The 20382-nt window shown below is 60.9% G+C and carries 15 protein-coding genes; 5 read left to right on the top strand and 10 right to left on the bottom strand.

Annotated features, from left to right (window positions below):
- Positions 1–92 precede the first annotated feature (92 nt).
- The gene (locus P0M12_RS21505) at positions 93–692 is read left to right on the top strand and encodes a TetR/AcrR family transcriptional regulator (protein ID WP_003941968.1); all 600 of its coding nucleotides are present in this window, start codon (positions 93–95) and stop codon (positions 690–692) included.
- Positions 693–755: 63 nt separating this feature from the next.
- Complete coding sequence (locus tag P0M12_RS21500) at positions 756–1487, top strand: GTP pyrophosphokinase family protein (protein ID WP_007730187.1); 732 nt, start codon at positions 756–758, stop codon at positions 1485–1487.
- A gap of 155 nt (positions 1488–1642) precedes the next feature.
- On the opposite strand, the gene P0M12_RS21495 is transcribed toward P0M12_RS21500, so the two are convergent.
- Complete coding sequence (locus P0M12_RS21495) at positions 1643–1903, bottom strand: GlsB/YeaQ/YmgE family stress response membrane protein (protein WP_003942027.1); 261 nt, start codon at positions 1901–1903, stop codon at positions 1643–1645.
- 188 nt (positions 1904–2091) lie between these two features.
- Here P0M12_RS21495 and dctA point away from each other — a divergent pair, with 188 nt between their 5' ends.
- Positions 2092–3489 (top strand): C4-dicarboxylate transporter DctA, encoded by a 1398-nt coding sequence (gene dctA, locus P0M12_RS21490; RefSeq protein ID WP_209921411.1) that lies wholly within the window; start codon positions 2092–2094, stop codon positions 3487–3489.
- A gap of 551 nt (positions 3490–4040) precedes the next feature.
- Positions 4041–4895, top strand: a complete 855-nt coding sequence (locus P0M12_RS21485) for a glycosyltransferase family A protein (protein ID WP_277376795.1) — start codon at positions 4041–4043, stop codon at positions 4893–4895.
- A 45-nt stretch (positions 4896–4940) separates the two neighbouring features.
- Here the strand turns inward: P0M12_RS21485 and P0M12_RS21480 are convergent, their stop codons facing one another.
- The 3 genes from P0M12_RS21480 to P0M12_RS21470 all read right to left on the bottom strand — a co-directional run bounded on the left by P0M12_RS21480 (position 4941) and on the right by P0M12_RS21470 (position 10177).
- A complete protein-coding gene (locus P0M12_RS21480; RefSeq protein WP_277376794.1) occupies positions 4941–6305 on the bottom strand; it encodes a PQQ-binding-like beta-propeller repeat protein in 1365 nt (454 codons plus the stop codon).
- Entirely contained in the window at positions 6302–7747 is a 1446-nt protein-coding gene (locus tag P0M12_RS21475) for a hypothetical protein (protein ID WP_277376793.1), read from the bottom strand. The genes P0M12_RS21480 and P0M12_RS21475 overlap by 4 nt, the downstream gene beginning before the upstream one ends.
- Before the next feature lie 183 nt (positions 7748–7930).
- The gene (locus P0M12_RS21470; RefSeq protein ID WP_277377930.1) at positions 7931–10177 is read right to left on the bottom strand and encodes an MMPL family transporter; all 2247 of its coding nucleotides are present in this window, start codon (positions 10175–10177) and stop codon (positions 7931–7933) included.
- Between the two features lie 224 nt (positions 10178–10401).
- On the opposite strand from P0M12_RS21470, the gene P0M12_RS21465 reads away from it, so the two are divergent.
- Positions 10402–11850 (top strand): hypothetical protein, encoded by a 1449-nt coding sequence (locus tag P0M12_RS21465; protein WP_277376792.1) that lies wholly within the window; start codon positions 10402–10404, stop codon positions 11848–11850.
- A 55-nt stretch (positions 11851–11905) separates the two neighbouring features.
- Here the strand turns inward: P0M12_RS21465 and P0M12_RS21460 are convergent, their stop codons facing one another.
- The 6 genes from P0M12_RS21460 to P0M12_RS21435 form a co-directional block, all read right to left on the bottom strand.
- Entirely contained in the window at positions 11906–13018 is a 1113-nt protein-coding gene (locus P0M12_RS21460; RefSeq protein ID WP_209921396.1) for an NDMA-dependent alcohol dehydrogenase, read from the bottom strand.
- A 47-nt stretch (positions 13019–13065) separates the two neighbouring features.
- Positions 13066–14565, bottom strand: coding sequence for an aldehyde dehydrogenase family protein (locus P0M12_RS21455; protein WP_019744236.1), 1500 nt, complete (start codon positions 14563–14565; stop codon positions 13066–13068).
- A 108-nt stretch (positions 14566–14673) separates the two neighbouring features.
- Positions 14674–16341 carry a helix-turn-helix domain-containing protein gene (locus tag P0M12_RS21450; protein ID WP_003942072.1) on the bottom strand — a complete coding sequence of 556 codons (1668 nt, stop codon included), beginning with the start codon at positions 16339–16341 and terminating at the stop codon, positions 14674–14676.
- Positions 16342–16345: 4 nt separating this feature from the next.
- A complete protein-coding gene (locus tag P0M12_RS21445) occupies positions 16346–17983 on the bottom strand; it encodes an AMP-binding protein (protein WP_039973143.1) in 1638 nt (545 codons plus the stop codon).
- 207 nt (positions 17984–18190) lie between these two features.
- Positions 18191–19468: an MFS transporter gene (locus P0M12_RS21440; protein ID WP_125052559.1), complete on the bottom strand. Its 1278-nt coding sequence runs from the start codon at positions 19466–19468 to the stop codon at positions 18191–18193.
- A 331-nt stretch (positions 19469–19799) separates the two neighbouring features.
- Positions 19800–20339 carry a hypothetical protein gene (locus tag P0M12_RS21435; RefSeq protein ID WP_065455895.1) on the bottom strand — a complete coding sequence of 180 codons (540 nt, stop codon included), beginning with the start codon at positions 20337–20339 and terminating at the stop codon, positions 19800–19802.
- Positions 20340–20382 lie beyond the last annotated feature (43 nt).

The following is a 20382-nucleotide window of genomic DNA, read 5'->3' as shown; positions in this document are numbered from 1 at the left end:
GCCTTCGCCATGAGTTAATGCTCGATAACTGAAACTAGATTAACTATGATTAACTGAGTTGTCCAGAACACAAGCGAAGAAAGATCGAGAGAATGACCTCTGAGCAGGTAGCAGCTCCGACGCGACGCGATCAGATGAAGGCCGACCGTCGACGTCAGCTCTTGGACGCCGCCGCCCGGTTGATCGCCGAGCGCGGATTCGTGAGTGTGCGACTCGAAGACCTCGGCGCCGCCGTCGGCATCAGCGGCCCGGCCGTGTACCGGCATTTCCCCAACAAGGATGCCGTCCTCGTGGAACTTCTCGTCGGCATCAGCACGCGCCTGCACGAAGGCGGCTCTGCGGCAGCGGAGGCAGCGGACTCACCGAGCGCCGCACTCGACGCACTGGTGGAGTTCCACCTCGACTTCGCGCTCGGCGAGCCGGACCTGATCCGCATCCAGGACCGCGACCTCGAAAGCCTGCCGGCCGACGCGCGTCGACAGGTACGCCAGACGCAGCGCAAGTACGTCGAGGTGTGGGTCGGGGTGCTCGAGCAACTCGATCCCCAACTCGATCAGGCGGACGCACGAATCAAAGCGCATGCCACCTTCGGTCTGATCAACTCGACCCCTCACAGCGCCAACCCCGCTTCGCCGGCACGCGCGCGTCGAGTCCTGCGGGATATGACGCTCGCCGCACTGCGCACCCACTGAAACCGGACACGGCACAATCGGTGGCAGACTGGTTACACCAGCTAACAGATGAGGGTGCCGAACGTGGAAGACAGCAGTGGGGTCAGCAGGGCCGATTTCGCCGAACTGCGGACCGAGTTCTCCCGCTTCATGATGTTGTACCAATTCGGAATCTCCGAACTGATGACCAAGGTGAACATCCTCAAGGACGAGTTCACTCACATCAATCAGTACAGCCCCATCGAACACGTGACGTCACGGGTCAAGTCGCCGGACAGCATCCTGCGTAAGGCTCAACGCCTGAACATCCCGCTCACGATCGACGACATCTCGAAGAACATCTTCGACATCGCTGGAGTACGTATCACCTGCAGCTTCATTTCCGACACGTACCGAATCGCCGAGATGCTCACCAGCCAGACGGACCTTCGGGTGATCGAGCGCGAGGACTACATCGCCGATCCGAAACCCAACGGCTACAAGAGCTTGCACTTGATCGTCGAGGTCCCGGTTTTCATGAGTGACCGCGTCAGGCACGTACCGATCGAACTTCAGATCCGCACGATCGCGATGGATTTCTGGGCGAGCCTCGAACACAAGATCTACTACAAGTACAACCGCGAGGTTCCCGTCGAACTCCTCGACGAACTCACCGAGGCTGCAGCCGCGGCACACCGCCTGGACGTCAAGATGGAACGACTCAACGACGAGTTCGCCAAAATCAAAGCGCTACCGCATCCTGACGACGAAATCCTCGAGCAGGATCTGCCGGCGCAGTTCCTCGAGGCGCTGCATCTTCAGCGACGGGCGCTCTGAATTCGGTCCCCCTCCCCTGAGCGAACGCGCCTTTCGGCGCATCTGAGGCGACGAAAGTGCCGTTCGCTCACAACTGGGGTCGGACAACTAGGGCAAACCAAAAGTGCGCCCTCCCGAACTTCGGGAGGGCGCACTTCGCGAATTGCGTTGGCTTGCTATTTCTTGCCCGTGACGGCGCTGTAGCCGATCGAGAGCACGGCCGCCGCGGCGATGCTGATGATCCAGCGGATCCAGTCGATTCCACCCGTGTCGCCCTTGTCCGAGATCGCTCCCCAGACCCAGTACCCGATAAGCGCTCCGGCGATACCCAGCACGACGGTCACGATCATGCCGTACTGCTGCTTACCTGGCAGTACGAGACGAGCCAGGATTCCGATGACTGCGCCGAAAATGATGGTTCCGATAATTTGCCCCATGACAGCCCCTCTCACACGTCGTGCATGCACGCGGACGGAAGATCACCGCTCAGAGAAACAATAACCACAGTCACACACAACTGTCGCTTGTTGACCGAATTGTTGTCCGAGATGCAACCTCGACGCGTTACATCCACGACATTCGCGAGTTATTTTTTCGCAATCAAGCGGACCTACCGTTCCCATCCATGCCAACTTCCGTAAAACTGCCGAACAGCGAGCTCGCGCGACTCGCCAACAAGCCGCCCTGGTACCGATCACTGTTCGTGCAATTGATCGCCGCTATCGTCATCGGTGTTCTCATCGGCTGGTTGTGGCCGGAATTCGGCGCGAACCTCAAGCCCCTCGCCGACGGGTTCATCAAGCTGATCAAAATGCTGATCGCGCCGATCATCTTCTGCACCGTTGTGATCGGGATCGCCCACGTCGGGGATCTGAAGGCCGTGGGGCGTATCGGCGTCAAAGCACTCATCTACTTCGAGGTCGTGACCACCTTCGCCCTGTTGTTCGGGCTGCTCATCGGAAATCTGATGAAGCCGGGTGCGGGATTCGACATCGATCCGGAGACGCTGGCGAACGGTGCGGACGCCGTGGCCGCCAAGACCGGAAGTGGCGAACTTCCCCACACCGTCGAATTCCTGCTCAATATCATTCCGGTGTCGATAGTTTCGGCCTTCGCCGAGAACGCACTCCTCCAAGTCCTCTTCTTCGCCGTACTGTTCGGGCTCGCATTGGCCAAGGCGGGCGAGAGTGGACCACCGATCGTGTTCGAACTCGTCGATCGTCTGAGCCATCTGTTCTTCACGATTATCGGCTGGATCATGAGACTGGCGCCGTTGGGCGCTTTGGGCGCGATGGCGTACATCGTCGGTCAGTACGGGATCGCTTCGCTCGGAAGTTACGGAAAGCTGATCGCCGCATGCTATCTCGCCGCCGTCCTGTTCATCCTCATCCTGGCCGCGATAGTCAGGTACCTCGCGGGCGTGAACCTGTGGAAGTTCGTCAAGTACATCAAGGACGAACTCTTCCTCGCTTTGGGAACGGCGTCGACCGAAGTAGTTCTGCCCCGAATCATGGTCAAGCTCACCAACGCCGGATGCTCGCGCACTACAACAGGATTGGTGGTGCCTACCGGCTACTCGTTCAATCTCGACGGCGCGACGCTGTACCTGTCGATATGCATGCTGTTTCTGGCGCAGGCACTCGGCGTGGACCTGACACTCGGTGAACAGATCACTGCCGTCCTGGTTCTGATGCTCACCTCGAAGGGAATGGCCGGCGTGCCGGGATCGTCATTCCTGGCGCTGTCGGCCACCGTGGCCGCAATCGGTCACGGCGCAATTCCAGTTGCCGCAGTCGCTCTCCTACTGGGCGCCGATCGAATCATGGATTCGATGCGGGTGTCGGTGAACCTGCTCGGGAACTGTGTCGCAACCTTCGTGGTCGCCAATTGGGAGGGGCAGCTCGACAAGGAGCGCATGCGCCGAGTGCTCGACGGAGAAGACGTTCCACCGCTCGAGGAAGTCGATTCGATCACGGGGAAAACCGTTCCGGCACCCGAAACCGAAGGCATCCTGACCCGATAGGTAGGTGCCGGCTGCTGTTTGCACATCGGAAATCGGTGCTGAAGAGTCGCGGGGGGCAGACTTCACTGGAAAATCCAGACCGACAGCTACAAAAGCAAATATTTGCAGATGGCGACAACCCGGCCGACGAGGGACCGTTGAATCTACAAATACGACACTTGCGCTGCACCGACTCCACTTCACTGAAAAGCAACTTGCGACATCCAGATATTGCCCGGCGGTTGCCGCAGTGGCGATTCACAATTCAGCGAACGGGCAGCATTATATTTGCCGGAATTAGAAGGACTAAAGTCCGGTGTTCGACCGACGAATAGACTCGAGTGGGTAAAAATCAATCAGTTCCGAAAGGCTTATTCTGCATGCATTTATGCCATGCCAGCTGCACTTATGCTGATAGTTTCCCGCAATAAGCTGTTGCAGGATTGGTCATATGGCCCTCGGTTCAAATTGTCCGAATGGTCACCTATTGCTATCGTAACCTTTGCGAAGGACTGGACCCGATTGCCCAGCAAAGGAATACAGTGACCGCATCCATGCAGGATATTGAACACTTGTCCACTAATCGACTTTCGGTGGTTGTTCCGGTATTCAACGAAGAGAACGCGGTTTCCGGCTGCGTCGAGCGTCTACTGACCCAGTCGGAAATCGATGAGATTCTGATTGTCGACAACAACTCGACGGACGGTACTGCATCGATCATCCAGGAGTTCGCCGAGAAGTACGACAAAGTCAGATATGTCTTCGAGGCCCGCCAAGGCGTCGTACACGCCCGGAACGCGGGCTTCGACGCCTCGACCGGCAACATCATCGGTCGTATCGACGCGGACACACGAGTACAACCGGGATGGGCAGATGCGGTCAAGGGTTTCTTCCAACGCAGCACCGCTCATTCAGCGGTTGCCGGACTCACCTACCTCTTCGAATCGCCGTTTGCTCGAATCCACCGCTACGCACTGGACAGGCAGGTGAAACAGGGGAAGTTCGATTGCGAACGTCAAGTACTCGCTGTCGCCGGAGCGAACATGGCGATCAGAAAGAGCGCATGGCTGTCCGTCCGCGAGCAAGTCAGTGACCGGCCGGACATCCACGAAGATATCGACCTTTCACTGTGCCTTCGGGAGGAAGGGATGACGATCGGTCAGATCGCCGACATGCGAGCAGAAACGTCCGGTCGACGCGGTGAAACCCCTCCGTTGGAGTACCTGAAGTACAACCAAGCATCCGAATCGGTTCTGCACCTTCACAACATCATGAATTGGCGCCTCAAACTGACCATCTGGGGCGACTCGATGCTCCACGCGCTCGTGTGGCCCGTCTACCGCATCTACAACTTCGAGCAGGAGCGCCTGGAGTTCAGGCGCTTGTTCGGCATGTCGAAAGGTCGAATCATGCCAGTTCACCAGTAACCCATCGAATTTCGCTAATCACCGAAGGTTCGCAGCCACCGAATTTCACGACAGTTTCAACGCCGTGATGCGGTCTTCACTGGAACGCAATAGCACCTTCTCCCCCGCCCACAGCTCGCGCGGCATCATCCAAGGCGTGAACTCGTCGTCCCCGTCCCGGTCCACCCGAATTTCCCAACTACGTTGGCCTGTACGGACATTCGTTCCGTAGACGTTTCCCTCGTCGATAACGACATCGCCGTGCCAGACAACCTCCCCGGCGCGCTCGGCGTTCGATCGCCACAGGACCTCACCGGTGAGCAGGTCCACGAACTGGACCTCGGGCTCGGAACCAGAACGGGTCACGGCAACCACGTTGCCGATCACCGCCAACGACTGTGCGGTGTCGAAGACTTCACTGTTGGACCACAACTTCTCACCCGAAGTCCGGTCGAAACCGCTGTGTCCCAGAATGATCGGAGTCGATCCTCCTGCGGGATTATCTCGGCTGTATCGCCCGCCGTAGTACGAGGACTCCGAGGGCAGTTCGTCTGTCCTGGCGAACTCGCGCCCGTTCTGATCGAGCGCGTACTCACTTGTCGGACGGCCATTGCCTTCGCAACCGCCATCCGACACCAATGTCACGCCGTCCGACGATGTGTGCGCGGTCGAGCAGGTGGAGTAACCGTGCACCCAGCGCTGTTCACCCGTCTTCAGATCGAATCCCAGAGACTCGTCGAGAGTGATCACGCCCAGAGCGCCGTGCACCGACATCACCGGATCGACGTATCCGGCTTCCCACGATCCACCGACGTCGAACGCTTTGGACCAGTTCGCTTCCGGATCGTCGACGGTTCCGCTGTGCACGCGAACGTCGTTGCTCTCGATATCACCCTCGAGCGCGAGGACCGTGTCACCCGAGATAACCGCGATGATCGGTGCCCACGGCGTCTTGATGTCTCGACGCTCTCCTGTCTCGATGTCGAAAAGTGAGTACGAACCACCGGATACGTACGGCCCGGAGAAACACAGCACCGAACTGCCGAGCAGAGTCTCGGAGCAACCACCGACGTCGACCGCCGACGTGCGCCAACGGACAGTGCCGTTGTCGGCATCGAGTGCGACCAATTCCGCGTCGTCCAACGAGTATGCCTGGCGGTCCGGCATACCGATCATCGTGACCACGAGTGATCCGGCGTCGATGAATCCGCCCATGTCCATGTTGAATTCGGTTCCAACAAGCGGGCTCCGGAAGATCGCGAACTCGCGCCCGAGAATCTCGGAGGCCTCGACGCTCCATAGCTGCGACGAGATCGCTGTCGGGTCGGAACTCGTCGACGTGACCACCGTGGCGATGGCGGCAGTGACGGTGACTACGGCTGCGGCGGCCGCGATCCGAAGTCGCGATTTCGGGGAGAATCTGGTGCTCATCGAATCTCCAAGCCTTCGGTCGTCGCGAGAAACTCCAACTGCTCGAACGTCATCGGCACGTTCGGGATCGCAGCCGACGACGAAACCGAGACTTGGGTCCCATTCGGGCGGCTGACGACCACCGACCTACTCGTTTCCTGCGTCGATTCTGCTTTCGAGCCGTCATTTGTCATGGGCACGGTCGCGTAGTTCCGTTCGTCTCGCTCGATCACGGATCCATCCGGTCGCGTCACGACATCCAAGGGGTGCCCGTCGTAGGAAGGGTCGTATTTGTTGGGCTCCGTAGGGAGTGGTTGTCCGCCGGTAATTGTCATGTTGAGCGTCGACTCGCTGTCTCCCGTCCGGGTGAGAAGTCTCTGGCATGCAGTGGACTTGTCATTCTCCGCCACCGTCAAAGTGCCCGGTCCGGTATCAAGAATCGGAAAACCCGGAGGTACAGCGCGCCATCTGACTTCGAGTACCGCGTTGAGACGTTCGATCGTCGCGCGATCGAGTTCGGCCACGTCGCCAGGGTCTCGGGGGATCCCGTGGCACCCGGGCGAAAGCGGTGCCGTACCCGGCGGAGCAGGCGTCGTGATTCGCAGTTGCGGCAGGCTGACCAAGGACACCAGTTCGTCGATGGTCAGTGGAAGCGCGCCGCTTGCCTGAACCTCGGCGCCGACTCGATCGGCAGTGTCATCGAGATAGGCGTGAACTCGTGTGCCATCGATGCCGTAAAGGAACGCCGAACGAGAGAGAGTGCGTTGTCCGTTGATTTCACTCCACGAGTCCTGCACGTCCACAACTGAACCATCGGCGAGTGAGCGACGTTCGACGAGAGAACCGGCAATGCACGGAGGAACCGGCGCCTTACTGCTGTTGACCGAGACCGACAGTCCACCACTGGCCTCGCCTCGAAGTATTGTCGCCGACGCATCAGTGGACGCCAGATCCTCGATCGTCCATCCCTCGGGCAACTCGTCCGAGGTCGACGGTGCCGAGATCGGACCGAACTGGAGTGATCGGCTCGGACTGGCGAACTTGATCTCGACGCCGTCCGGAATCGCATCGGCGACCGCATCCGACATCGATACAGCTTTGGCGCCGGAAAACCACGGAAAACGTGGGTCGTCGTACGCGTCGTCGCCACCTGTCGATGTGAAGATCGAGATTCCCTGTTCGTCGTCCGGCGCTTCGACGCTTTCACAACCCGGAATCGTGGTCGGGTACACCGCGCTCGGCGTGACGTACGAGAATTCAGGCAGGTCCTCCGGCGCCATCTCTTCCGGTGTGGACGTTATGCTGATCGACGAAGTCGCAGCTACCGAGATGTCATCGGACGGCGAACTGATCCACCGATCCACCAGCCCGGCAACCACTGTCCCGCCGGCGATCAGGGAGACGACCGTCAGCGCGAAGGTCCACTTCTCCACCCGATTCGAATCGGTTTGCTCCTTCGACACGTACCCTCGCAGTCACCGTCACGGCTCGCCCCCGATGCGCGTCGCCTCTGGAATTCCTGTCGCGATCACAGCAATTTCTGTTACCAACCGGATGGTTTCCTATCGCGCGGGCTCCGTATGAACACAGAAGAACGGGGTGCCAGTTGCTGTGCAACCGGCACCCCGTTCTAACGACCCGAGTGCTTACACCCTCACAGGCACCTGATTCGGATCTGGATCGGAATCCGGATCCTGCTCGATCGGAATCCGTCGAATCGCTTCACCCTCGATGTCGACGTTCGGCAGGATCTTGTCGAGCCACGCCGGCAACTTCCACGCTGAATCACCGAGAATCGACATGACCGCAGGTATCACGATCATGCGGATGATGAAGGCGTCGAAGAAGACTGCCGCCGCGAGGCCGAAGCCCATCATCTTGCTTGTCGTCTCCGAGGACAGCATGAATGCGCCGAACACGGAGATCATGATGATGGCCGCCGACGCGACCACGCGAGCACCATGGGTGTAGCCGGAGATGATGGCGTCCTTGGCCGACAATCCGTGCACGTATTCCTCGCGCATTCGCGTCACGAGGAACACTTGATAGTCCATCGCCAACCCGAAGACCACACCGATCATGAAGATCGGCAGGAACGAGATGATGGGTTGTGTGTGCTCGATCAGCCCGAAGTCGCCCTCCTGGAAGATGGCCACCGTGGCGCCGAAGGTCGCACAGACGGAAAACAGGAATCCGAGAGTTGCGGTCAGCGGCACCAGGATCGAGCGGAAGACGACCATCATGATGATGAACGCCAGCCCCACAACCACGATGAGATACGGGATGAGCGCGGAACTGAGCTTCGACGACATGTCGGCAACGATCGCGGTTTGCCCCGCTACACCGAGTTCTGCGCCTTCCGATTTCACCGTCGATCCGTAATCCCGGATCTGATTCATCAGCTCGTGGGTTTCGGGGCCGCTCGGCGACATCTGCGGGGTGACCGCGATCAGCGCAGAGTTGGCGCCCGCCATCGGGTTTGCTGCGTCCGGTCCGTTTCCGACCCACATCAACTGATCCGGAGTTGCGACGTTGTCGATGCCCTTGATGTGCGCGACAGTGCCTTCGGCAATCGCGGTGATGTCGGTGCCGTCAGGCGCGTCGAGCACGACGAACAATTCGCCATTGACGCCTTCACCGAACCCACGTTGCAACAGGGCAAGTGCCGGCCGCTCTTCGTCCTGAGTGAACGAGAGTCCGAGTTCGAGCTTCGTCATCGGAATAGCCGCGATCACCAGAAGCACCAGCGCAGCACCCGCGATCGGCCACGGGTACTTGGTGACTATCTTGGCCCAGCGATGTCCGTTGGATTCCATCGTCTCGGGCTCGTCACCGTGGCGCAGCCCGGGGATACGAGGCGAGAACGCGAATCGGCCGAAGATACCCAGAACCGCTGGGATCAATGTGATTGCGCCGAGCACAGCGATGATGACGGCAACCGCTGCCGAGATTCCCATCTGCGTGATCATCGGAACCCCGACCACCGCCAGGGCCGCCAGCGCAACCACCACTGTCAGGCCTGCGAATACGACAGACGAACCGGCAGTACCCACTGCGCGCCCGGCAGCGGCTTCCCTCGTTCCGCCCAAATTGAGCTCACTGCGGTAACGCGACACGATGAACAACGCGTAGTCGATCGAGACTGCGATGCCGATCATCGTGACGATTCCCGTGACGCCTTCGTTGATGTCGAAGAAGCCCGAGCCGAGGGTGACAGTAAGAGTGGCCAGCGCAATTCCCAGAATTGCAGTGAACAACGGGATGAACGCCGCGATGAGTGCACCGAACGCCACGATCATCACGATGAACGCCACCGCGAAGCCGAGCATCTCCGACAGACCGCCCGCGGCCTGCACCTGCATCATCGAGCCGGTTCCTTCGACTTGCAAGCCGCCGGTGCGGAACTTTGCCATCAAGTCGAGGAACGCGGTCTTGTTGGCCTGCGTCTGATCCTCGATGCGAATCGACTGATTGAGCTGGATCAGCCCGACCTTGCCGTTGTCGCCGAGAACGGCCGACGCCACCGCTGGATTGGCCTCCGCGAGAGTGACCGGATTGACGATCTTCTCGGGATCGACGATGTCCGGCAACGTCTTCGCCTGCGCGATCAACTGATCGATCTGATCGCTGTGCGCGGCAAGCCCGTCGTCTGCCGCGATGAGAATACTGGTCGACGCCTGAGTTTGCTGCTCCGCTGCAGCTGCAAAGTTCTCGTTCATCAACTCGGTCGCACGCTGTGAATCGGTGCCCGGAAGGTTGAATTCTTTGGAGAACGTCGGATTTGTGGCGCTGATAGCGCCCCCCACCACCGCGATCACGATAATCCACGCGGCCACCACAAGATACTTGTGGCGGAAAGCGAACTTCCCCAACCTGTAAAGATACGTAGCCAACGTAGGCCTCTCTCGCCGTGGACTGGTCTGTCCGAAGAACACGGAGTCTTTCGGTGCCAAGGTCATACGGTACGGACCGACCGGCTCGTTGGCACCTGGTATATCTGCGAAAACGGCATATCCGGCGCGCTCTCCGAGTCCTTTTCAGACCGCTCGGTACCGTGGACACGACACGGGCAGGCGCCTCACCAGAGCAGACGTCGCGTAGTACGAAAGGCAATCCCATGAATCACGGCCAGGCCGTCGATCGCGATCTCCTCCTTGCAGGCCAACAGCGACTCGACGCGCTGGGCCCACGATTGACGGGATCACCTTCACACCACGCGGTGGTGGAAGAAGTCGCGAACGAACTGACCGAACTGGGCCTCGAAGTCCGGCGTGATTCACACACTTTCGAACGCTGGGATCTACCGGCGACACCTGACGGACTTCGCATCGAATTGCCGACGGGACCGATCAGAGTTTCGTCCGCATTCCCCTACTCCGGATTGACCGGGCCACAGGGAATCTCCGCTCCCCTGGTCTACGTCAGCGCGCGACGCCCCAAGTGGTCCTTGGCCAAGGGCGCGATCGCAGTGATCGAGGTCCCGCACATCGATCTCCCCCGCAAGCTACTGGTCAGCGAGTGGGGTCCGATCGCCACCGACGAGACACTTCGAAATCCGGTTCTCTCCGCAACCCTTCTTGGCCCGAAAATCGACAAGGCCCGCAAAGCCGGAGTGCTCGGCGTGATCGCGGTGTGGCGTGACATCGCTCCGGACAACGCACTGGGACAATATCTTCCGTTCACGCAGCCGTACCACGACATCCCCGCCGTCTGGGTGGCCGGCGACGAGGGCAGGAAGGTTGTCGCTGCAGCTCGTTCCGGCCAGCGGGCCACTCTGGTTCTGGATGCAACTCTGCATCCGGACACCCGGACCGACACGGTGTGGGCGGTATCCCCGGGGACATCACCGGAAGAGACGATTCTGCTCATCACTCACAGCGACGGAACCAACGGCGTCGAGGAGAACGGGCATCTGGGAATGTTGGCCTTGGCGCGTCACGCCGTCGCGCAGCCGCATCGACGGTCGTACGTTTTTGTGCTGACGACCGGCCACCTTCGCATTCCAGCGGTGTCCAAGCACGGACAGGCAACGTCCACCTGGCTCGAAGCACACCCCGAGATGTGGAAGGGCGAAGACGGTCAGGCGCGCGCAGTAGCGGGGATCGCAATCGAACACCTCGGCGCACTGGGTGATACCGAGAACACCTCGACCGGCAGCTATTCGTTGGAGACCACTCCGGAACCGGAACTGCTCTACGCGACGAGTCGGGAAGTACACGACATCGTTGCACCGCTGTGGCGCGACATCGGGGCAGGCGATCGCCGAATCGTGGCGCCAGGACCGGTCATTCATTTCGGTGAGGGTGAACCGTTGTTCGAGCGGAAGATACCGGCGGTCGCCTTGGTGACGGCGCCGCAGTACCTGCTCGCTCTGCGTGACGCCGACACAGTCACGCACGTCGATCTCGACGCGATGGTCAAACAGGTCGAAAGTTTCCGCGATCTGCTCGACGCCTTCGACGCAACCGACACCGCGGCTTTCGGTCCGGTGGTCTCGCGCTCGGCGTTCGCGAAGTTCTCGGCGCTACTTCAGTTGATGCAGATTTTGTCGAAAGCCAAGAAATAGTGCTGTGCGCCTTTATTAACCGCGGGCGGTTAATAAAGGCGCACAGCACTTGGGGTTACTTGTCGTGAATGATCACGCCACGGATGTTCTTGCCGTCACGTAGATCCTGGTAGCCCTTGTTGACGTCTTCGAGGCTGTAGGTGTTGGTGATCAGTTCGTCGAGCTTGAGCTGACCGGCATCGTAGAGACGCAGCAGTCGCACGATGTCGTACTGCGGATTCATGGACCCGAACAACGTGCCCTTGATCGTCTTCTGATTCAGCGTCAGGTCGGTACCCGACACGTGAACGGTCAGCTTGGCGGGGTCGGCGAGTCCCGTGATCACCACGGTGCCACCCTTGCCGATCACTGCCGTCGCTGCACTGACCACGTCCTCGTCGACGGTGCCGACAAGGATGAGCGCAGCGTCGGCACCCTGTCCCCACGTCAGCTCGTTGACCTTGGCAGCAGCGCTCTCGGCGTCTGCAAAGGCATGGGTTGCACCGAACTTCAGTGCGGTCTCACGCTTGAGAGCAACCGGATCGACCACAACGACGTACTTGCAGCCGGCCGAAACGGCGCCCTGGACGGCGTTGATGCCGAGACCACCGATGCCGTAGATCACAGCGGTGTCACCGGCGCGAAGGTTACCGGCATTTACTGCCGTTCCCCAACCCGAAGGCACGCCGCAGCCGACGACCACCGCTGTCTCCAAGGGAAGCCAGTCGTCGATCTTGACTACCGAGTGCTGAGAAATGGTGGCGCGCTCGGAGAACGTTCCCAACATGCACATTCCGCCGAAATCCATTCCGTTGCCGTGGAAACGGAAGGAACCGTCGGGCATCGAGCCTTCGAGGATGGTGGCACCCATGTCGCAGAGGTTCTGGCGACCGGTCGAGCAGTAGCGACAGGTGCCGCAGTTGGGGATGAAGCTACACACGACATGGTCGCCCGGCTTGACCTTCGTGACGCCTGGGCCGACCTCTTCGACGATGCCCGAGCCTTCGTGTCCGCCGACGATCGGGTAACGCGGCGGGAGATCACCGTCGGTCAGGTGCAGATCCGAATGGCACAGTCCGGCAGCGGTGTACTTGATCAGTACCTCACCCACACCCGGGCCGTCGAGGTCGAGTTCCATGATCTCGAAAGGCTTTCCGGGCTCGAGCAGTACAGCAGCTTTGGTCTTCACTGGTGATCTCCTTGATTGTCGGACGAGAGAATGAGCGATGGGGTCGGTCAGAGAGCGATGTTGACGGCCTTGGTCTGGGTGTAGAGATCGATAGCCGAAGCGCCGAGCTCGCGGCCCCAGCCGGACTGCTTGTATCCACCGAAGGGCATTGCAGTGTCGAAGCCGTTGTACTGGTTAATCCACACCGAACCGGCCTTCAAGCGCTTCGCCGTGCGGTGAGCCTTGGAAATGTCCCGGGTCCAGATGCCGGCGGCCAAGCCGTAGATGGAATCGTTTGCGGCAGTGATCGGTCCGTCGTCCGCGTTGAACGGCAGCGCCGCCACGACGGGTCCGAAGATCTCCTCCTGAACGATGGAGAATTCGGGCTTGACGTCAACGAAGACGGTCGGCTCGACGAAGTAGCCCTGATCGCCCCAGCGGTTGCCGCCCGTCAGTGCACGTGCGCCGTCGGCGATTCCCTCACGCAGGTAGCCGGTCACCTTGTCGAACTGCTCCTGCGAGACCAGCGGTCCGAGCTGGGTGGTGGGATCGAGGCCGGGCCCGATCTTGACCTGGCTCGCTGCGTGCGCGACGGCCTCGGTGAACTTCTCGAAGATGGTGTCCTCGACGTACAGACGAGTACCCGCAACGCAGCACTGTCCGTGGTTGAACAGCCACGCGTTGAGCGAACCCTCCACCGCGGAATCGAAATCGGCGTCGGCGAACACGATATTGGGGCTCTTGCCACCGAGCTCGAGCGTAACCTTCTTCAGATTGCCCTTGGCGGCGTCGACGATCTTCTTACCCACCTCGGTGGAACCGGTGAACGCAACCTTGTCCACGTCGTCGTGGCCGGACAGAGCAGCACCTGCATCGCCGAAGCCGGGAACGATGTTGACGACACCGGGCGGGAAGCCTGCTTCTTCGAAGACCTCCGCGAGAAGCAGTGCGGTGAGCGGGGTCTGCTCAGCGGGCTTGAGGATCACCGTGTTGCCGGCGGCGAGCGCGGGGGCGAGCTTCCACGACGACATCAGCAGCGGGAAGTTCCACGGCACGATCAGTCCACAGACGCCGATCGCCTCACGCAGGGTGTAGGCGTGGAACTCGCCGCCCGGAGAGAAGGGCATCGACACGTTGACGGTGCTGCCTTCGATCTTGGTGGCCCAACCCGCGTAGTAGCGGAAAACGTCTGCGGCCCAAGCTACGTCGACGGCGGTGGCGATGGCAACGGACTTGCCGTTGTCGAGAGCTTCGAGCTGACCGAATTCCTCGGCACGAGCACTGAGAATGTCGCCGACGCGCCAGATCATCCGCTCGCGCTCGTTTGCCTTCATACGTGACCAGGGGCCGTCCTCGAAAGCCGTTCGAGCGGCACGTACCGCGCGGTCGATGTCTTCAGCCTGACCGTGTGCCACGTCTGCGAGCTTCTGTCCGTCAGCCGGGTTGTACGTCGCGAAGGTCTGACCCGAAGCGGCGTCGACGAATTCGCCGCCGATGTAGAGCTTCTTCGGTCCGTTCAGGAAACCCTGTACCGCTGAACTGATGGTGTGTTCGGCTACTGCCGTCATCGGAAACTCCCCTGAAGTAGTGAGGTGCGAATGTGATGCACGCCATACTTCCGCGCTTCCAGGGGTGCTAACTGTCCGAACTTTGTACAACTGAAGTCGGACAGCAAACTACACAGTGATGTCGAGCGCCCGCATCCGTGTATAGAGAGTGCTTCGGCTGATTCCGAGTTGCGCCGACGCGTGAACCTTGTTGCCGCCGCAGTCTTTCAACGCTCCGATGATCGCCTGGCGCTCGGCTTTCTCCCGCCCTGCCAACCGCGACACCTTGGTCGTGGTGCGATAGTCCTCGGGCAGATCAGCGACGTCGATGCGATTGCTCGAGCGTTCATCCGAGGCGCGATTCAACACGACGCGCAATTCGGCCAGGTTGCCCGGCCAGTTGGCCGCCGCGAGTGCTTCGGCAGCGCTGGCGGTCAACCTCAGTTCTGGCGAGATCCCCTCCAACATGACTTGTGCCAACTCGGCGATCTCAGCCTGTCGCTCGCGCAGTGGGGTGATGACAACCCGGGAGGCGCATCGTGAGAGCAGCGCGGCGATGGTCGGCGGAAGATCAACTGCCGCTCCGCTGGTCAGTACGATTTTCGGCCCCTCGGCGCTGGCGTCGATCAGGTCTGCGACCAGCGGCAACACCGAGTCAGGAAGGAGTTGTACCTGTTCGATCACGACCACGCCCGAACGCTTACGGGCTGCTCGCACGAGATCGGTGACCCACTGCTCACGGCCGTCGAACGCGATTCGCGTGGCATCGAGCCAACTCGCATCGACACTGCCGACGACATCCGATGCTGCCGAGGTTCGGCCGGATCCCGCTTCACCAGAGATCGCCACGGCGGCAGAGGTTGCCCGCGCCCGCATCAGGTCGCGCCGCAGTCGTTCGCCCGGAGACGGTGCCCGCTCGTGCGTTCTGCGGATCGGTGCCCGTTCCCGTTGGAGTGGTTCGACCAGGAAGAGCGCACCACCGTCAGCCCCGGAAATCCGGTCGGCTTGAACTCGCGCCAGAGCGCCGGACGCCAATTCGACTGTCACCAATCGTGATTGGTCCGGATTCAGGTCGGCAATCAAGGAACGGAGCGATACATGGTCTGCGGTGTCGAGCAGATCCAAAGCGGTTCGGTTGCTCAGCAGGATGTCGTCGCCGATGGCCGCGACGGCAATGTGGCGCTGATGTGAAACTCGCTGGAATGCGTCGACCAGCCGCTGCTCCGATGCTTTCGAGCCTTCGAGCAGCCGTTTCTCGATGTCCGCTGCAGCACGCGCAAGGAAGGGCGCGAACAGTGGGTTGGCCTGCGAGACAACGCCGGTCATGTCGAGAATGCCTTCGACACGACGTGTGACGGGATGCAGGATCGGCTGTCCGTAGCAGCTCAAACCCTTGAGGCTGTCGAGGAAATGCTCGTCACCGTGGATCACCACGCTTCGTCCGACCTCGAGGGGTGTACCAAGCGCGTTGGTGCCGGCGTGCTCTTCACCGAAGCGTGAGCCGTTGACGACACCCAACCGCTCGATCGTTCGCTCGACGCGACTGTCGGAGTACACCGAAGCGACCACGCGGCATTCGCGATCGGCAAGCAGCACGCAGAAACCGGTGCCCGCGATCTGTTGCGAAACTTCGTCGAGCACGGGTGCGGCGGCCCGGAGCAAACGAGACTCACCGTCCTGCTCCTCGGTGTCCACGGCGATGGCCGACGACGGGTCGAGGCCACTGAGTCGAGAACGCTTCCAGGAGAGCGCGATCTCGGGGCGTACCGGCTCACGCTCCCCTGGGTTCGCGGACATACTCTCAGGCCTGACCGATCAATTCGATCGCCTGTTCTCGCATCGCGATCTTGCGGACCTTGCCCGTGACTGTCATCGGGAACTCGTCGACGACATGGACGTACCGCGGAATCTTGTAGTGCGCGAGCTTGCCGGTGCAGAACGCGCGGACCGAATCGGCGTCGAGATCGTCTGCACCTTCGCGCATCTGGACCCACACCATCAATTCCTCGCCGTACTTTGCGTCGGGTACGCCGATGACCTGCGCATCGAGAATGTCGGGATGGGTGTAGAGGAACTCCTCGATCTCACGCGGATAGACGTTCTCGCCACCGCGGATGACCATGTCCTTGATGCGTCCCGTGATGGCGACGTATCCGGCCTCGTCCATGACTCCGATGTCTCCGGTGTGCATCCACCGGGCAGCGTCGATCGCCTCGGCGGTCTTCTCCGGGTTCTCCCAGTATCCGAGCATGACCGAGTAACCACGCGTGCACAGTTCACCCGGCTCGCCACGGGGCACCGTCAATCCGGTTGCCGGATCGACGATCTTGATCTCGAGATGCGGCCCTACCCGTCCGACCGTTTCGGTGCGCTGCTCGATCGAATCGTCCGAGCGGGTCTGCAACGACACCGGCGAGGTCTCCGTCATGCCGTAGCAGATCGACACCTCCGACATGCCCATGCGATCGATGACCTGCTTCATCACCTCGACCGGGCAGGGCGAGCCCGCCATGATGCCGGTGCGAAGGGACGACAGATCGAAGCTGTCGAAGTCCGGCAACGCCAACTCCGCGATGAACATCGTCGGAACGCCGTAGAGGGACGTGCACTTTTCGGCCTGAACGGCTTCGAGCGAAGCACGCGGATCGAAAGCCGGACCCGGAATGACCATGGCAGCACCATGACTGGTGCACGCAAGGTTGCCCATCACCATGCCGAAGCAGTGGTAGAACGGCACCGGGATGCACACCCGATCGACCTCGCTGTAGTGGCACAACTCGCCGACGAAATAGCCGTTGTTGAGGATGTTGTGGTGACTGAGCGTCGCGCCCTTCGGGAAACCGGTAGTACCCGAGGTGTATTGGATGTTGATCGCGTCGTCGGCCGACAACGCGGCCTGGGCTGCGGCGAGCGGAGCCGGATCGCTTGCCTGCGCCGCCAAGCCGTCTGCAAGCACCGCGTCCCACTCGGGTGAACCGAGCAGGAGCACCGACGTCAGATCCGGGCACTGCGGCCGCACCGTCTCGATCATCGACGCGTAGTCCGAGGTCTTGAAGCTGGCCGCAGACACCAGCGTCGAGATCCCGGCCTGCTCGAGTACGTACTGCAACTCGTGCGAGCGGTACGCCGGATTGATGTTGACCAGGATCGCGCCGACCTTTGCCGTCGCGTATTGCGTGAACGTCCATTCCGGACAGTTGGGAGCCCAGATTCCTACCCGATCGCCCTTCCCCACACCACGGGAAAGTAGTCCGGCAGCGAGCCCGTTCACCTGCTCGGCGAACTCCCGGTACGTCCATCGTCGACCGCTGGCGTGGTCGATCAACGCATCGCGGTCGCCGTGTGCGGCAACCGTGCGATCGAGGTTGTCTCCGATGGTGTCGCCCAGCATCGGACCGTCCCATACTCCGGACGTATAGCTGGGCAGCGGCGTACTCATGTGTTCTGTCCTCTCCGGTTACCTGTTCAGGCACCTATGAGAGGGGCCGCCGCAGCGGACCCTCTCATCTACGAATTTACTCGATTCGGTGTGATGCACGACATACTTCCCGGTGCGGGGTGGCCGTAACTGTTCAGAGTCCGGACACCCCACCCGCCTGCTGTGCGCCTTTATTAACCGCCGGCGGTTAATAAAGGCGCACAGTGTTTAGAGGGCGTGGTCCTTGGTCTCGACGAGTGCCCAGGTGCAGACCAGACTCAACACACCCAGGATCGCCAGCATGACTCCGATGGCCATACTCCCGTAGGCCGAGGCCAGCGGTGCGGCGATCAGCGGCGGCACTGCCCCACCGAGCACTCCGGCGAGGTTGTAGCCGAGGCCGGCACCGGTGTAGCGGTAGCGGGTCTGGAACATTTCCGGAAGCAGCGCACCGCAGGGGCCGTAGGCGATTCCGAAGATCATGAGCGTGCCGAACATTCCGATGATGAACGCGATCGGCGATCCCGTGTCGAGGAGCGGGAACAGCACCAGCGCCCAGACGACGGCCAGACCACACGAGATCATGATGACCTTGCGGCGCCCGATGCGGTCCGAGTACAGAGCGGAAACGACGATCGCCGCACCGAAGACAACCGCGGAAGCGATACCGACCGACAGGACGAACGGACGGGAGAAGCCGAGGGTCTTTGTTCCGTAGCTCGTCAGGAAAGCCGTGCCCATGTAGAAAAACGCGAACAGGCAAGCCAGGGCGCCTGCCGAGAGCAGGATCTCCTTGGTCTGGAACCGCCAAGCATCCAGGAACGGGAGGGTGCGTGGTGCTTCGTTCTTCTGCTCAGCGACGCGCTCTGCCTGCTCCGCCTTGAAGACGGGAGTCTCCTCGATAGCGAGTCGCATGTAGAGGCCGATGCCGACCAACACGATGGAGAACAGGAACGGGATACGCCAGCCGTAGTCGAGGAAAGCCTGGTTGGTGTCGCCGAGAACTGCGCCGGTGATGAGGAAGGTACTGCTCGAGAGAACGAAGGCGATTGCAGGGCCGAGCTGCGGGAACATCGCATACAGACCACGTTTGCCCGGCGGAGCGTATTCCGCGGTGAGCAAGGTTGCGCCTGCCCACTCACCACCGACCGCGAAACCTTGGCCGAATCGCAAGAGCACCAAGATGATCGGGGCCGCGACACCGATGGTTGCAGCACCCGGCAGCAAGCCGATCAGGAGCGTCGAGATACCCATGAGCAGGAGCGTCGAGATCAGCGTCTTCTTGCGACCGATGCGATCACCGAAGTGTCCGAACAACATTGCGCCGACGGGCCGGGCGATGAATGCGACTGCGAAAGTCGCAAACGATGCGACAGTTCCCGCAGTGGCACCGAGCGCGGGGAAGAACACCGTCGGAAAGACAAGTGCCGCAGCGGTTCCGTAGATGAAGAAGTCGTAGAACTCGATAGTCGTGCCGATGCAACTCGCGATTGCGACGCGCCGCACACTGGTGGTGTTCTGCGGGGGCTGCGTCGCACCTGCGGCACTCGCACCCCCGGCGCCGGCGGCACTGGTGCCGCCTGTGGGAGAGACTGTGGTCACTCGATTCCTCCGTGGTCCCGTGGTGTCGCCCTGTGGGCATCACCGTCGATAGGAGGAAAGGTAGTGATGTGGCTCACCCCCGCACTACCCCCGAAAGGGGGTAGGAGTGACCTCGGTCACGACTTGTATGCAATGGTAACGAGTTTCACGGCTCTTCACATGCCGTGGGCCGCCCGATTCGTTCACACGAATCGGACGGCCCTCGAGAAACTGCGTCACGGTGCAACGCTACGGATCAAGCCTTACCGGCAGCCCCGAACAGTTCCTGACGGATCTCGCCCCACACCGTGGCGTAGGAGTCGATGATCGGTTCGGAAATCCACTTGGACTCCCCCGCTTGCACTTTCGCGAGAGCATCCGAGAAGAGATCCTGGTAACGAGACAACCGCGGAACGAATGCCGACAGATCGTCGAACAGGTTTGCAGCCCGGCGATCCAACTCTGCAAGGGAATCCGCATCTGCGTCGTCGATGAACGCGGCGAACTCCTCGTCCAAGGGAAGGAACGCCTCGTACACCTCACCGATGGAGTCCTCGTCGATCGAGACGCGCTCGGCGTCCAACTGATCTTCGAGTTCTGCCAAACCTTTCTCGGTCAGGCTGATGGCGTTTTCCGCTTCGACCGCTTTGCCCTGCGCGACAAGTGCGTCGTACGCAGCTTGACCGGAAGCCGAGCTGACGCCCAGGTGCTCGGCCAGGACGACCGCTCCGACCCGCTCCTTGAGACGTACTGCTTGGAGCAGTGCCAACTCGTCCACATTGCCAGCGAAGGCCATCGATTTCTCCCACTCACGTGCCGCCTCTGCGGCTCCAGCATCA

It is taken from the genome of Rhodococcus sp. RCBS9 (genome assembly GCF_029457415.1).
Taxonomy (GTDB): Bacteria; Actinomycetota; Actinomycetes; order Mycobacteriales; family Mycobacteriaceae; genus Rhodococcus_F; species Rhodococcus_F qingshengii.
Note: the sequence above shows the minus strand (reverse complement) of the source record. Positions and strands in the feature narration are given on the sequence as shown.

Bases quoted from the DNA above. Each gene is read 5' to 3' on its own strand.
- P0M12_RS21505 (WP_003941968.1), top strand. From the start codon at position 93: ATGACCTCTGAGCAGGTAGCAGCTCCGACGCGACGCGATCAGATGAAG.
- P0M12_RS21495 (WP_003942027.1), bottom strand. From the start codon at position 1,903: ATGGGGCAAATTATCGGAACCATCATTTTCGGCGCAGTCATCGGAATC.
- dctA (WP_209921411.1), top strand. From the start codon at position 2,092: ATGCCAACTTCCGTAAAACTGCCGAACAGCGAGCTCGCGCGACTCGCC.
- P0M12_RS21480 (WP_277376794.1), bottom strand. From the start codon at position 6,305: ATGAGCACCAGATTCTCCCCGAAATCGCGACTTCGGATCGCGGCCGCC.
- P0M12_RS21465 (WP_277376792.1), top strand. From the start codon at position 10,402: ATGAATCACGGCCAGGCCGTCGATCGCGATCTCCTCCTTGCAGGCCAA.
- P0M12_RS21455 (WP_019744236.1), bottom strand. From the start codon at position 14,565: ATGACGGCAGTAGCCGAACACACCATCAGTTCAGCGGTACAGGGTTTC.
- P0M12_RS21450 (WP_003942072.1), bottom strand. From the start codon at position 16,341: ATGTCCGCGAACCCAGGGGAGCGTGAGCCGGTACGCCCCGAGATCGCG.
- P0M12_RS21445 (WP_039973143.1), bottom strand. From the start codon at position 17,983: ATGAGTACGCCGCTGCCCAGCTATACGTCCGGAGTATGGGACGGTCCG.
- P0M12_RS21435 (WP_065455895.1), bottom strand. From the start codon at position 20,339: ATGGCCTTCGCTGGCAATGTGGACGAGTTGGCACTGCTCCAAGCAGTA.